The organism is Streptococcus sp. HMSC056C01, from assembly GCF_001811305.1.
In the GTDB taxonomy this organism is placed as follows: Bacteria; Bacillota; Bacilli; order Lactobacillales; family Streptococcaceae; genus Streptococcus.
Genome location: NZ_KV804192.1, coordinates 139187 through 153647 on the forward strand (window position 1 = coordinate 139187; position 14461 = coordinate 153647).

14 protein-coding genes are annotated in these 14461 nt (G+C 40.8%); 9 read left to right on the forward strand and 5 right to left on the reverse strand.

Annotated features, from left to right (window positions below):
• Window positions 1-56: 56 nt before the first annotated feature.
• The 4 genes from HMPREF2795_RS03170 to HMPREF2795_RS03185 are packed head-to-tail and all read right to left on the reverse strand — an operon-like array spanning window position 57 to window position 3018.
• Window positions 57-923, reverse strand: coding sequence for a cysteine ABC transporter substrate-binding protein (locus HMPREF2795_RS03170; RefSeq protein ID WP_075228219.1), 867 nt, complete (start codon window positions 921-923; stop codon window positions 57-59).
• Between the two features lie 18 nt (window positions 924-941).
• On the reverse strand, window positions 942-1700 hold the full coding sequence (locus tag HMPREF2795_RS03175) for an amino acid ABC transporter ATP-binding protein (RefSeq protein ID WP_049525881.1): 759 nt from the start codon (window positions 1698-1700) through the stop codon (window positions 942-944).
• Entirely contained in the window at window positions 1701-2378 is a 678-nt protein-coding gene (locus HMPREF2795_RS03180; protein WP_075228220.1) for an amino acid ABC transporter permease, read from the reverse strand.
• On the reverse strand, window positions 2338-3018 hold the full coding sequence (locus HMPREF2795_RS03185; protein ID WP_000384100.1) for an amino acid ABC transporter permease: 681 nt from the start codon (window positions 3016-3018) through the stop codon (window positions 2338-2340). Before HMPREF2795_RS03185 ends, HMPREF2795_RS03180 begins: the two co-directional genes overlap by 41 nt.
• A gap of 217 nt (window positions 3019-3235) precedes the next feature.
• Between HMPREF2795_RS03185 and lctO the strand changes: the two genes are divergently transcribed.
• From lctO to manA, 8 genes are all read left to right on the forward strand, one after another.
• Entirely contained in the window at window positions 3236-4372 is a 1137-nt protein-coding gene (gene lctO, locus HMPREF2795_RS03190) for an L-lactate oxidase (RefSeq protein ID WP_049509556.1), read from the forward strand.
• 169 nt (window positions 4373-4541) lie between these two features.
• On the forward strand, window positions 4542-4937 hold the full coding sequence (locus HMPREF2795_RS03195) for a CopY/TcrY family copper transport repressor (RefSeq protein WP_075228221.1): 396 nt from the start codon (window positions 4542-4544) through the stop codon (window positions 4935-4937).
• A 10-nt stretch (window positions 4938-4947) separates the two neighbouring features.
• A complete protein-coding gene (locus HMPREF2795_RS03200; RefSeq protein ID WP_004252344.1) occupies window positions 4948-5319 on the forward strand; it encodes a cupredoxin domain-containing protein in 372 nt (123 codons plus the stop codon).
• A 9-nt stretch (window positions 5320-5328) separates the two neighbouring features.
• A complete protein-coding gene (locus HMPREF2795_RS03205) occupies window positions 5329-7551 on the forward strand; it encodes a heavy metal translocating P-type ATPase (RefSeq protein ID WP_075228222.1) in 2223 nt (740 codons plus the stop codon).
• A gap of 323 nt (window positions 7552-7874) precedes the next feature.
• A complete protein-coding gene (spxB, locus tag HMPREF2795_RS03210; RefSeq protein WP_000191824.1) occupies window positions 7875-9650 on the forward strand; it encodes a pyruvate oxidase in 1776 nt (591 codons plus the stop codon).
• Window positions 9651-9804: 154 nt separating this feature from the next.
• On the forward strand, window positions 9805-10152 hold the full coding sequence (locus HMPREF2795_RS03215; RefSeq protein WP_001052659.1) for a VOC family protein: 348 nt from the start codon (window positions 9805-9807) through the stop codon (window positions 10150-10152).
• Window positions 10153-10292: 140 nt separating this feature from the next.
• Window positions 10293-10874, forward strand: coding sequence for a DUF3592 domain-containing protein (locus tag HMPREF2795_RS03220; protein WP_231161332.1), 582 nt, complete (start codon window positions 10293-10295; stop codon window positions 10872-10874).
• Between the two features lie 151 nt (window positions 10875-11025).
• Window positions 11026-11970, forward strand: a complete 945-nt coding sequence (gene manA, locus HMPREF2795_RS03225; RefSeq protein ID WP_001294271.1) for a mannose-6-phosphate isomerase, class I — start codon at window positions 11026-11028, stop codon at window positions 11968-11970.
• A 42-nt stretch (window positions 11971-12012) separates the two neighbouring features.
• On the opposite strand, the gene HMPREF2795_RS03230 is transcribed toward manA, so the two are convergent.
• Window positions 12013-13353, reverse strand: coding sequence for a sodium-dependent transporter (locus tag HMPREF2795_RS03230; protein ID WP_007554921.1), 1341 nt, complete (start codon window positions 13351-13353; stop codon window positions 12013-12015).
• A 228-nt stretch (window positions 13354-13581) separates the two neighbouring features.
• On the opposite strand from HMPREF2795_RS03230, the gene HMPREF2795_RS03235 reads away from it, so the two are divergent.
• Window positions 13582-14322 (forward strand): MerR family transcriptional regulator, encoded by a 741-nt coding sequence (locus HMPREF2795_RS03235; protein ID WP_000274759.1) that lies wholly within the window; start codon window positions 13582-13584, stop codon window positions 14320-14322.
• Window positions 14323-14461: the final 139 nt, after the last annotated feature.

The window sequence follows — 14461 nt, forward strand, 5'->3', positions numbered from 1 at the left end:
GTACTTGAGTACGGCAAGGCGAAGCTGACGTAGTTTGAAGAGATTTTCGAAGAGTATTAGTCGACTTTTCCGCCTTCAACAACCAGGTCATCTGCTTTAGCAGCATCACCGTAAGTTGGGTGAAGTGTTTTTTCATAAGCCTTGTGGAAGAAGTTTTCTTTTCCTAATTTTTCGATTTCTTGGTTGATGTAGTCAAGCAGTTCTTGGTTACCTTTTTGAACTGCTGGTGCAATAGTATCTGGATTACCAAGAGAAGTAATTCCTACTTCAAATCCCTTGTTTTCAAGTGCCCAAGCTAGGACTTCAGTATTGTCAGTAGAGAAGGCATCTCCACGTCCATCAAGAAGGGCTTGGTAGGCATCGCTATATTGGTCGTATTTTTGAAGTTTTACTTCTGGGTGATTTTTCTCAAAGTAAGTTTCAGCAGTCGTTCCTTTTGTAACAATCAAGGTTTTGCCTTCAAGTTCTTTAACGTCCTTGATGACTTTATCTTTTGGTGACACAACACCGAGAGAAACTTTCATGTAAGGAAGGGCAAAGTCAACTTGTTTCTTACGTTCGTCAGTAACTGTAAAGTTAGCCAGGGTGATATCAACCTTGTTTGAAATCAAGTATTCAGCACGGTTGGCAGCATCGACAGAAACGTATTTGACCTTTACACCAAGGTCTTGTGCTAATTGATTCCCTAGTTCGATATCGTAACCTTGGTAAGAACCGTCGTTGTCAACATAACCAAATGGTTTTTTGTCTCCAAATACCGCGATTCGAAGTTCACCACTCTTTTTAATTTCATCAATGGTGCGAGCCTTGGCAGTTGCCTTTGTAGATGAAGCATCAGAGCTTCCGCCTGAACTACAAGCTGTGACGAAGATAAGCGCAAATGCTAGAGCAAAAACAGTTAGAATTGGTTTGAGTAGTTTCATAATAATCTCCTTTATTCATTATAGATATGAGCCAAACTGGCTAAAGTCAAAGACATTTAAAAATTCTTGTGCTCGTTTGGTTTGTGGATTTGTGAAGAATTCTTGAGCCGTTCCTTCTTCAGCAATCTTCCCTTGGTCAAGGAAGATGATACGATCCGCAATAGCTTGGGCAAACTGCATTTCATGGGTTACCAGAATCATAGTGCGCCCTTCCTGTGCCAAGTCATTGATCAGTTCCAGAACCTCACGCACCATTTCTGGATCCAGTGAAGCAGTCACCTCGTCAAAGAGGATAATTTCTGGATGCATGAGCAGGGCACGGACGATCGCAACCCGTTGCTTTTGTCCACCAGATAGTTGGCGAGCGAAGCTATGTTGTTTATCTAGAAGTCCGACACGTTCCAGTAGTTGTAAAGCTTCTTCAGTAACCTCTTTTTTGTCTCTCCCTTGAGCCTTGATAGGGCCTAGGATGAGGTTTTGAAGGACATCCAAGTGAGGAAAGAGTTCATAACTTTGAAAGACCATACCAATCTTTTGGCGAACCAGGTGAAAATCTTTTTTATTTTCAACGATGGACTGGCCATCCAGCAGGATATCTCCTCCTTGAATACTTTCTAAACCATTGAGGCAACGAAGGAGGGTACTTTTCCCACAACCAGATGGTCCTAGGATGACGACCACTTCCCCCTTTTTAATATCTAAAGAAAGTCCTTGGAGGATAGGATTGTCTCCGAAGGATTTTTTTAGTTCCTTGATTTCTAAAATAGTTTCAGACATTTAATTCCTCCAATGTTTTTCTAGATGAGTAGATAGTTTGGAAATAGGGAAGCAAACTGCGAAATACAAGACTAGGATGGTTCCATATATCCAAAAGGAAGCGGTTGGGATGGTTAAGCGATTGCTATCGATGATTTGTTGTCCAACCTTGGTAACCTCAACAACTCCAATCAAAACAACCAAGGAAGTTGTTTTAATCATCCGAGTGACAAGATTGATGGCTTGCGGTAGAAGCCTTCTCAAAACTTGAGGGATAATGATATGGTAGTAGAGTTGCACTTTAGTTAAACCAAGCGCTTGTCCGCTCTCAAACTGATGCTTAGGGAGGGAAGTTATAGCTCCACGTACCAAGTCTCCCATTTCAGCTGTTCCCCAGAGGGTGAAAACAATAATAGCTGAAGTCTCACCTGAGATATTGATATTAAAGTTTCGAGCCAAGCCAAAGTAAACGATAAAGAGAAGTACCAACTGAGGCATGATACGGATAAATTCCAGATACAATCGTGTTAAAAATCGTATGATTCTAGAATGGGAGGTCATGATAATTCCCATCACCGTTCCGAAAATCATGGATAAGAGGACAGACAGGATAGAAATCCCAATCGTGACGCCCAATCCTTGTAAGATTCTCAGGAGATTATTTCCCTGAAAGAGTACTTGCATTCCCGAATCCTGCATGACGGAGCCTCCTTTCTATCCAACTAAAGACTAGTGAAATAGGTAGAAGCATGATAAGGTAAGCAACCACCAACATAGCTAACGCAATATCTGTCTCATAGTAGAGTCCTATCAAATCCTTAGCAACATACATAAGGTCAGCAAGGGCAACTGCTGAGAAGACAGATGTTTCCTTGATGAGGAAAATAACATTGGCACTAAAGGATGGTAGAGCAACCGCTGTCGCTTGTGGCAGAACCACGTAGCGAAAAACCTGAAATGGAGTAAGCCCAATGGCTAAACCAATTTCATGCTGGGTTTGACTGACTGCTTCTAGCCCGCTTCGGAAGGATTCTGCCATGTAGGAACCACCTAAAAAGATGAGCCCGACTGTTGCACAGACTTCTGAAGAAAGAACAATCCCTATTCGAGGTAGACCGAAGTAGAGAAAGAAAAGTTGTATCAAAAGGGGTGTATTTCGTGAAAGTTCGATATAGGCTGTTGCCAACTGGGAGAAAACAGGAAGGCGGTAATGCCGGATGACGCTGACGATGAGCCCCAGCAAAAAAGAACCTAGAATTCCCCAAACTGCAATATGCAAGGTCAGAAAGAATGCCTTTTGATAGAGTGGTAGATATTGTTCAACAATGGACCAATCCAAAAGTAGAACCTCCCATCTAGGAAAATGATACAGTTATTGTAGCATTAAAAGAGAGCTTTGGATAATATGTATTTTTTATTGCCGTTATAAGGATTTTTTATCATAGACATAAAATTTCTGAAATTTCCAAACAAAATATTTGAAAAGTTTTGAAAAAAGAGTTAAGATGTTTTTGTAACATACAAAGTAAGCGCTTACTTATTAAGGAGGAAATTTTATGTCATTTAAAACAAGTAATGCAGAAGGTCATGTAGATTTCATCAATACCTATGATTTGGAGCCAATGGCGCAACAAGTCATTCCTAAAGCTGCCTTTGGTTATATCGCTAGTGGAGCAGAAGATACTTTCACTTTACGCGAGAACATCCGTGCCTTTAACCACAAACTCATTGTTCCGCATACTCTTTGCGATGTTGAAAATCCAAGTACAGAGATTGAATTTGCAGGTGAAAAATTGTCTTCACCAATCATTATGGCGCCTGTTGCGGCTCATAAATTGGCAAATGAACAAGGTGAAGTAGCTACTGCGCGTGGTGTACATGAGTTTGGTTCTCTTTATACAACCAGCTCTTACTCTACTGTAGATCTTCCAGAAATTACAGAAGCTCTTCAAGGGACACCTCACTGGTTCCAATTTTACTTTAGTAAGGATGACGGTATCAACCGCCATATCATGGACCGTGTGAAGGCTGAAGGGTATAAAGCGATTGTCTTGACAGCAGATGCTACTGTAGGGGGCAATCGTGAGGTGGACAAGCGTAATGGCTTTGTATTCCCAGTTGGTATGCCAATCGTAGAAGAATACCTACCTGAAGGTGCTGGTAAGTCAATGGACTTCGTCTACAAATCAGCTAAACAACGCCTGTCTCCACGAGATGTAGAATTCATCGCTGAATACTCAGGACTTCCTGTTTATGTTAAGGGACCACAATGCCGTGAGGATGTTGAACGTTCGCTTGCTGCGGGAGCTTCTGGTATCTGGGTAACCAACCACGGTGGCCGTCAAATCGACGGTGGACCAGCTGCCTTTGACTCACTTCAAGAAGTAGCAGAAGCAGTTGACAAACGTGTGCCAATTGTCTTTGACTCAGGTGTTCGTCGTGGTCAACACGTCTTTAAAGCCTTGGCTTCAGGAGCAGACTTGGTAGCTATTGGTCGCCCTGTTATCTATGGCTTGGCTCTCGGCGGTAGTGTCGGTGTGCGTCAAGTCTTTGAACACTTGAATGCGGAATTGAAGACAGTCATGCAATTGTCTGGAACTCAGACTATTGAAGATGTTAAACACTTTAAACTTCGTCATAACCCATACAACCCAACCTTCCCAGTTGACCCTCGTGACTTAAAATTGTATTGATAAAAAGATTGCCTCCACTTGACGTGGAGGTTTTTACTTGTGTTTTAAACACTTTTGTCATGAAGATTAAAAAAAGAGAAAGATTTGATTTTTCATAGTTGACAAATGTAGATTTTAAGAGTATACTGATAACTGTAATTGACAAATGTAGATTTTGGAGGAGATAACCATGCAGATTTCGGATGCAGAATGGCAGGTCATGAAGATTATCTGGATGCAGGGAGAACAGACTAGTACTGATCTCATAAAAGTATTAGAGAAAAGGTTCAGTTGGTCCAAATCCACGATCCAGACACTCTTGGCTCGTTTGGTGGAGAAAGAATGTTTGACTCGGGAAAAACAGGGCAAGTCCTTTGTCTATTCGGCCCTTTTAACGCTAGATGATAGTAGGGGCTTAATGGTTCAGGATATCAAAGACAAGCTTTGTTCTCGAAGAATAAAGCTCTTGCTAGCTGATCTGATAGAAGAATGTGACTTTACCCTAGCTGACTTGGAAGGCTTGGAAGAAGTGATTGCTGAGAAAAAAGCAAGTGCTGTAACAGAAGTAAGATGTAATTGTATGTAAAGGAGACGCTATGTTAAATCTATTTGTATCTATTGTTGTTTTAGGAATGATTGCTTTTATCCTCTTTTGGTTTTTCAAAAAACCGCAAGAAGATGCTAAGAGAGCCCAGCAAAAAAATGGCTATCAGGAGATTCGAGTGGAGGTCATGGGGGGCTACACTCCAGGAACCATTATCCTCAAAAAATCGCAACCTGCTCGCATTATTTTTGATCGAAAAGATCCTTCACCTTGCTTGGATCAAATCGTTTTTCCAGACTTTGGAGTGCATGCAGATCTGCCTATGGGAGACCAATATGTGGTTGAAATCACACCTGAAGAAGCAGGTGAGTATGGTTTCTCTTGTGGCATGAATATGATGCACGGTAAGATGATTGTAGAATAGGAGAATGATATGACTGAAATTGTAAAAGCAAGTCTTGAAAATGGTGTTCAAAAAATTCGTATTACAGCAGACAAAGGCTACCATCCAGCCCACATTCAACTGCAAAAAGGGATTCCTGCTGAGATTACCTTTCATCGTGTGACACCATCAAACTGCTATAAGGAAATTCTCTTCGAAGAAGAAGGGATTCTAGAACCAATCGCTCAAGACGAGGAAAAAGTCATTCGCTTTACTCCTCAAGACCTGGGTGAGCATGAATTTTCATGCGGCATGAAGATGCAAAAGGGGACCTATACCGTTGTTGAAAAAACTAAAAAGTCTCTCAGTCTTTTACAGCGTTTTTGGATTACTAGTATCTTTACTGTGCCTCTTGTGATTCTCATGATTGGGATGTCTACAGGAGGAATTAGTCACCAAGTCATGCGTTGGGGCACCTTTTTAGCCACAACACCCATTATGCTGGTAGCTGGAGTTCCATATATCAGAAGCGCCTGGGCTAGTTTTAAAAAGCACAATTCCAACATGGATACCTTGGTTGCTCTGGGAACCCTAGTGGCCTATTTCTATAGCTTAGTTGCCCTCTTCACTGGTCTGCCCGTTTACTTTGAAAGTGCTGCATTTATCCTCTTCTTCATTCTTTTGGGAGCAGTTTTTGAGGAAAAAATGCGAAAAAATACTTCGCAGGCAGTCGAAAAATTATTAGACCTACAAGCAAAAACAGCAGAGGTTTTGCGTGATGATGTTTATGTTCAAATCCCTCTAGAACAAGTCAAAGTTGGGGATCTCATTCGCGTTCGACCAGGTGAAAAAATTGCCGTTGATGGTATTGTCTTAGAAGGTGAAACGAGTATTGATGAATCAATGGTGACTGGGGAAAGTATTCCAGTCGATAAATCAGTTGGAGATGCTGTCATTGGTTCAACCATCAATAATAGTGGTACGATCATCTTTAGAGCTGAAAAAGTTGGTTCTGAGACTATGCTGGCTCAGATTGTGGACTTTGTGAAAAAAGCGCAAACGAGTCGTGCTCCTATTCAAGATTTGACAGACAAGATTTCTGGGATTTTTGTACCAGCAGTTGTCATTTTAGGACTTCTTACTTTTTGGATCTGGTTTGTTTTCTTAGGAGAAAGCTTTGTGACGTCGCTCCTCTATGGAGTAGCAGTTTTGATAATTGCCTGTCCTTGTGCACTAGGACTCGCGACACCGACAGCACTCATGGTTGGAACAGGACGAAGTGCCAAGATGGGGATTCTTCTCAAAAATGGTACAGTTTTACAGGAAATCCAAAAAGTCCAAACAGTTGTTTTTGATAAGACAGGAACCTTGACCGAAGGGAAGCCAGTGGTAACAGATGTTATTGGTGATGAAAGAGAAGTGCTAAGTTTGGCTGCTTCACTGGAAGATGTATCCCAACACCCGCTAGCTCAAGCTATTGTTAATCGTGCATCTGAACTAGGAATTAGCCTTTACCCTGTTGAAAACTTCCAAGCCTTACATGGAAAAGGTGTGACTGGGGATATTAATGGTAAACAAGTCTTGCTGGGGAATGCCAAACTCTTAGATGATCTTGCTATTCCACATGATTATCAAGAACGATTTGATTTGCTTGAGAAAGAAGCAAAAACAGTTGTCTTCCTATCCGTAGATGGTCAGTTAAAAGGCTTAATTGCCTTGCAGGATGTCCCTAAGGAAAATGCCAAAGAAGCTATTGCCAAATTGAAAAAACGTGGCCTTAGAACGGTCATGCTTACTGGAGATAATGCTGGAGTAGCCCATGCGATTGCAGAGCAAATTGGGATCGAAGAAGTGATTGCAAATGTCTTGCCAGAGGAAAAGGCACACGAAATTCACAAGCTTCAAAAGAATGGCAAATTGGCCTTTGTTGGAGATGGGATCAATGATGCGCCGGCCCTCAGTGTAGCGGATGTCGGAATTGCCATGGGCTCTGGGACAGATATTGCCATTGAATCAGCAGATCTTGTCCTTACAACCAACAATTTACTAGGATTGGCACGTGCTTTTGATATGAGTAAGAAGACCTTTAATCGTATTCTACTCAATCTTTTCTGGGCTTCTATCTATAACCTCATTGGTATTCCGATTGCAGCAGGAGTGTTTTCTGTTCTTGGTTTGGTACTCAATCCAGAACTTGCAGGATTGGCCATGGCCTTTAGTTCAGTATCTGTTTTAATTAGCTCTCTTATGCTTAATTTTACTAAAGTCGATTAATACTCTTCGAAAATCAAATTCAAACCACGTCAGCTTCGCCTTGCCGTACTCAAGTACAGCCTGCGGCTCGCTTCTTAGTTCGCTCTTTGATTTTCATTGAGTATAAAAAGGCGGTCTTAACCGCTTTTTTCTATTCTAAAACAGATTTTCAAAAACGCTTCCAAACTGTACTGTAATAGAGAATGAAAGTTTCTGAGCACATTCTTATGAAACTATAAGTAAATGTGATAAATTAGGAGTGTAAATTTACTGAATCGTTTTCAAAAAACATATAAAAGCGCTTTTATTATTCATCAAATTAACTTTTAAGGAGAGTTATCATTATGACTCAAGGGAAAATTACTGCATCTGCAGCAATGCTTAACGTATTGAAAACATGGGGCGTAGACACTATCTACGGTATCCCATCAGGAACACTTAGCTCACTTATGGACGCTTTGGCTGAAGACAAAGATATCCGTTTCTTGCAAGTTCGCCACGAAGAAACAGGTGCTCTTGCAGCGGTTATGCAGGCTAAATTTGGCGGATCTATTGGTGTTGCAGTTGGTTCAGGTGGTCCAGGTGCGACTCACTTGATTAACGGTGTTTACGATGCAGCTATGGATAACACTCCATTCCTCGCTATCCTTGGATCACGTCCAGTTAACGAATTAAACATGGATGCCTTCCAAGAATTAAACCAAAACCCAATGTACAACGGTATCGCTGTTTACAACAAACGTGTAGCTTACGCAGAGCAATTACCAAAAGTAATCGACGAAGCTTGCCGTGCTGCTGTTTCTAAAAAAGGTCCAGCCGTTGTTGAAATTCCAGTAAACTTTGGTTTCCAAGAAATCGACGAAAACTCATATTACGGTTCAGGTTCATACGAACGTTCATTCATCGCTCCTGCTTTGAACGAAGTTGAAATTAACAAAGCAGTTGAAATCTTGAACAATGCTGAACGTCCAGTTATCTATGCTGGTTACGGTGGTGTTAAAGCTGGTGAAGTGATTACTGAATTGTCACGTAAAATCAAAGCACCAATCATCACAACTGGTAAAAACTTCGAAGCTTTCGAATGGAACTACGAAGGTTTGACAGGTTCTGCTTACCGTGTTGGTTGGAAACCAGCCAACGAAGTTGTCTTCGAAGCAGACACAGTTCTTTTCCTTGGTTCAAACTTCCCATTCGCTGAAGTTTACGAAGCATTCAAGAATACTGAAAAATTCATCCAAGTCGATATCGACCCTTACAAACTTGGTAAACGTCATGCCCTAGACGCTTCAATCCTTGGTGATGCAGGTCAAGCAGCGAAAGCAATCCTTGACAAAGTGAATCCAGTTGAATCTACTCCATGGTGGCGTGCAAACGTTAAGAATAACCAAAACTGGCGTGATTACATGAACAAACTCGAAGGTAAAACTGAGGGTGAATTGCAATTGTATCAAGTTTACAATGCAATCAACAAACATGCCGATCAAGACGCTATCTATTCAATCGACGTAGGTGACACTACTCAAACATCTACTCGTCACCTTCACATGACACCTAAGAACATGTGGCGTACATCTCCACTCTTTGCGACAATGGGTATTGCCCTTCCTGGTGGTATCGCTGCTAAGAAAGACAATCCAGATCGCCAAGTATGGAACATCATGGGTGACGGAGCCTTCAACATGTGCTACCCAGACGTCATCACAAACGTTCAATACGACCTTCCAGTTATCAACGTTGTCTTCTCAAATGGTAAATATGCCTTCATCAAGGACAAATACGAAGACACAAACAAACACTTGTTTGGTTGTGACTTCCCTAATGCTGACTATGCGAAAATCGCTGAAGCTCAAGGAGCTATTGGATTTACAGTTGACCGTATCGAAGACATCGACGCAGTCGTTGCTGAAGCTGTTAAATTGAACAAAGAAGGTAAAACTGTTGTTATCGATGCTCACATCACTCCACATCGTCCACTTCCAGTAGAAGTACTTGAATTGGATCCAAAACTTCACTCAGAAGAAGCAATCAAAGCCTTCAAGGAAAAATACGAAGCAGAAGTGCTCGTACCATTCCGCCTCTTCTTGGAAGAAGAAGGGTTGCAATCACGCGCAATCAAATAATTCTGCTCGTCGAAAATCAAATGTAAACTGCGTTATCTTCACCTTGCCGTACTCCAGTACTGCCTGCGGTTCGATGCCTTGTTTATTCTTTGATTTTCTTAGAGCAGAACTTGAAAAGATCGGAGCAATCCGGTCTTTTTATGGAGGATAGTAAATGAATTTAAATCAATTGGATATTATTGTTTCAAATGTTCCCCAAGTCTGTGCTGACTTAGAGCATATTTTGGATAAGAAGGCAGACTATGTTGATGATGGTTTTGCTCAGTTCACGATTGGCAGTCACTGTCTCATGTTATCCCAAAACCATTTGATACCTTTGGAAAATTTTCAGTCAGGAATCATTCTACACATTGAAGTTGAAGATTTGGAACAGAATCAAAAACGTGTGAAAGAATTAGGGATTGAGATTTTACATGGGCCAGTTGTAACTGATTGGGGAACCGAATCCCTGCTAGTAAGTGGCCCTGCTGGTCTAGTGATTGATTTTTATCGTATGAAATAGGACGCTTAGTCATTTGAAGTTAACCATAATGATTCTTAAAAAAGAATGTGCGCATATGAACTATTGAAAGATCGGAGCAATCCGGTCTTTTTCTTTCATTTCTGTTAAAATAAATTCATTAGGATATTTTAAGGAGAAAAATGATGCCAACTACTTTCTTTCTATTATTTGGCTTGATGATGTTAGGCTTTGCTGCTTTTACCTATTTTATGTTTGATTTTTTTATCTTGAGTAATTATAGAAATGCCAAGAGATGTACGGAAAAAACCGAAGGAGTTATTATTAGATACTCTTATGCTCTTTATAACGGGATTAGCCTTCCTGTGGTTGAGTACACTGTTGACGGGAACCAGTACAATGTTGTAGGTCCAAAATTTATTATGGCTATATCAAATACAATCAGTACTCCCTTGGGCTCGGTTGTCTCTGATGTAAAAATGGATAATCTCGAAGATGGTGAAATTCCTCAGATTTTAAGATTCCAGATTTATAGGAACAGTTTTATTTCCTTAACCAAATCACCATTAATGGAACGATTTCCAATTGGAGGGAAAGTTGCCGTTTACTATGATCCTAATAAGCCAAAACATGCCTACGTAGAAAGACCGCTAAAACCAGGACGTTATGCATGGCTGACAGAATGTGCTGTCTATCTCCTTGTTTTTATGATGATTGTCATGGCATTCTTTACGGTGTTTATTCTTCCAAATCTTGTGAACTAATAGTTTCTTGTAGATTTTCTTAAAATTATGAAATCCATATCGTTACTATTTTTATAAAATCTTCTCCCTTCTTTATAAGATAGAAAAAAGAGTTCAATTAGGACTCTTTTTTTGCTATAATGAGGGTGAAAAATCAGACAGGAGATGAAACATGTCAGAACCATTATTTTTAAATTCCGTTATGCAAGAAAAAATCTGGGGAGGTACTAAACTTCGTGATGAGTTTGGCTATGACATCCCGAGCGAAAAGATTGGTGAATATTGGGCAATCTCAGCTCACCCAAATGGTGTTTCCAAGGTAGCCAATGGTCGCTTTGAGGGAATCGACCTAGCTACTTTGTATGCGGAACACCGTGAGTTATTTGGTAACCGTCCAGAGCCAGTATTTCCGCTTTTAACAAAAATCCTTGATGCCAATGACTGGCTCAGTGTTCAAGTCCACCCAGATGATGCTTATGGCCTAGAACATGAGGGCGAACTCGGAAAAACAGAATGTTGGTACATTATTGCTGCAGATGAGGGTTCAGAAATTATTTACGGCCATAACGCTAAGTCAAAAGAAGAACTCCGCCAGCAAATCGAAGATAAAAACTGGGATGCCTTGTTAACAAAAGTTCCTGTAAAAGCTGGAGATTTCTTCTATGTTCCAAGTGGAACCATGCATGCTATTGGAGCAGGTATCTTGATCCTTGAAACGCAACAGTCTAGTGATACAACCTACCGTGTCTATGACTTTGACCGCAAGGATGATAATGGTAACTTGCGCGAGCTTCATCTTGAAAAATCCATCGATGTTCTAAATATTGGTGAGCCTGCTAACAGCCGTCCTGTAACCGTTAAAGCAGACGATTTGCGTTCAACTCTCCTTGTATCCAATGAATTCTTCGCAGTCTACAAGTGGGAAATCACTGGAAAAGTTGACTTTGAAAAAACAGCTGACTATAGCTTGTTGAGTGTCTTAGCTGGTCAAGGGAAACTAATTGTAGACGGTAAGGAATATCCAATTCAAAAAGGTAGCCACTTTATCCTTCCAAGCGATGTTGAAGCTTGGACACTTGAAGGACAAGATTTGGAATTGATTGTTAGTCATCCATAAAAAGAAAGGACCTGAGTTCATTACTCAAGTCCTTTTTTATAGTTACATAAATTGGGCGATAAAGACCACGATGATAATGATTGGGATGATAAAACGAAGAAGGAAGAGCCAGACTTGGAAAAGTCCTTGTTTCCACGGTGTTTCATCAAGATGGAGTTCCTCCATAGCCAATGCTTTTTTGAAAATATATCCTGTAAAGAGAGACAAGCAGAGGGCACCAAAAGGCATGAGGAGATTAGAAACCAAGAAGTCCATGGCATCAAAGAAGGTCTTTCCAAAGATTTGAACGTCTGCCATGACTCCGTAGGATAGGGTTGAAGGGATACCAAATACAAAAGTTAAAACACCTAAAATCATACTCCACTTAGTACGTCTACGATTGTCTTGGTTGGTGATGTTGCCTACATTGATTTCCAGCATTACGACAGAAGAAGTGACTGTCGCAAAGAGGAAAAGCAATAGGAAAAGGATGTAGAAAATACTTCCAAAAGGCATCTTGTCAAAGAGTTGAGGCAAGACAATAAAGAGGAGACTTGGACCACCTTCAGACTGGATGTTAAAGGCTGACATAGCTGGGAAAATAGCTAATCCTGCCATGATGGATACAGAGATGTTCATGGCAACGATGGACATACCTGATTGGACCAGATTGGTTGTCTTATCCAAGTAAGAAGCATAGGTCAACATGGCAGTAACACCGAGCGATAGTGCAAAGAAAGATTGTCCCAGAGCATAGAGGAGTCCGGCGCTTGTCAGTTTTGAAAAGTCAGGTTTGAGGAAGTAAACCACACCTTCCATGGCCTTAGGCAAGCTGAGAGAGCGCCCAATGATAATGACAAAGATGATAAAGAGCAGGGGCATCATAACTTTCGATGCTCTTTCAATCCCTTTTTGAACTCCCTTAGATACGATAAAGATGTTGAGGAAGATGAAGAGGGCTTGGGAACCGAGAGCAATCCATGGATTTGAAATAATATCTGTGAAGAGCTGGGCATAATCACTGCTAATCCCAACTTGGAAGGCTTTAGCAATAGCGATACCTAGATAGACTAAAACCCATCCACCAATAACACTGTAAAAGGATAGGAGGATGAAAAGGGCAAAGGCACCGATCCAACCGATAAAATTGTAGTTCTTGTTATCGCCCAATTTTCCAAAGGTTTTGATTGCTGACACGCCAGCGCTCCGACCAAGGGCAAACTCCGCCAGCAAAAGCGGGAAACCAATTAAAATCGTTGAGATGAGAAAGACCAGTAAAAATCCTCCTCCACCATTGGCAGCGGTCATATAAGGGAATTTCCAAACGGCCCCAAGACCAATAGCAGAACCAGCAGACGCAAGGATGAAGCCCAGTTTCGAGCCCCATTGCGATTTTTCAGACATAGTAAAACTCCGATCTATTTTTTAAAATAAGAAAAGGCTACTTGAGTTGTCAAATAGCCTTCTCTCAATGACTCTTTATGAGCTTTTTATTTGATTGATAGACTTGATTATCCTATCATGATTTTTGAAGTCTGTCAAGAAAATCAATTTTACGTTTTCATAATTCTTAAAAAATACTTGACTCTCCCCAAAGGGGAGGGTATATACTAATTATGTGAGGAGGAAATCATGTACCATATCAAAGAAGCTGCGCAGCTTTCAGGCGTTTCTATCAAAACACTTTACCATTATGATAAGATAGGACTTTTGGTCCCATTAAAGTCAGAAAATGGTTATCGAATCTACAGCCAAGAGGATTTAGAACGACTTCAGGTTATCCTTTATTACAAGTATCTAGGCTTTTCTTTAGAAAAAATAGCAGAGCTATTGAAGGAAGAAAAGACGGACTTGTTACCACATTTGACGAGACAGTTGGATTACCTGACTCGAGAAAGACAACATCTGGATACCTTAATTTCAACCTTACAAAAAACCATTCAAGAACAAAAAGGAGAGAGAAAAATGACCATTGAGGAAAAATTCACTGGATTTAGCTATCAAGACAATCAAAAATACCACCAAGAGGCAGTAGAGAAATATGGCCAAGAAGTCATGGACCAGGCTCTCGAGCGTCAAAAAGGACGAGAGGATGAAGCTACAACAACCTTTAATCAAATCTTTCAAACCTTGGCTCAAAATCTAAAATCTGGTCTGCCGATAACAGCATCTGAAAACCAAGAGGAAGCAGTCAAGCTCTTGCAAGCCATTCGTACCTATGGATTTGACTGCTCTATGGAAGTCTTCGGTCATATCGGAAAAGGCTATGTCTATAATCCAGAGTTTAAGGAAAATATTGACAAATTTGGCCCAGGGACAGCTCAGTACACATCAGATGTTATTGCCCACTATGTAAGCACACAAACTCGATAAAAATCAAAGACCAAGCTAGGACTGACAAAGCCAGTAACAGAAATTTATACTCTTTGAAAATCTCTTCAAACTACGTCAGCTTCACCTTGCCATACTCAAGTAAAGCCTGCGGCTAGCTTTCTAGTTTGCTCTTTGATTT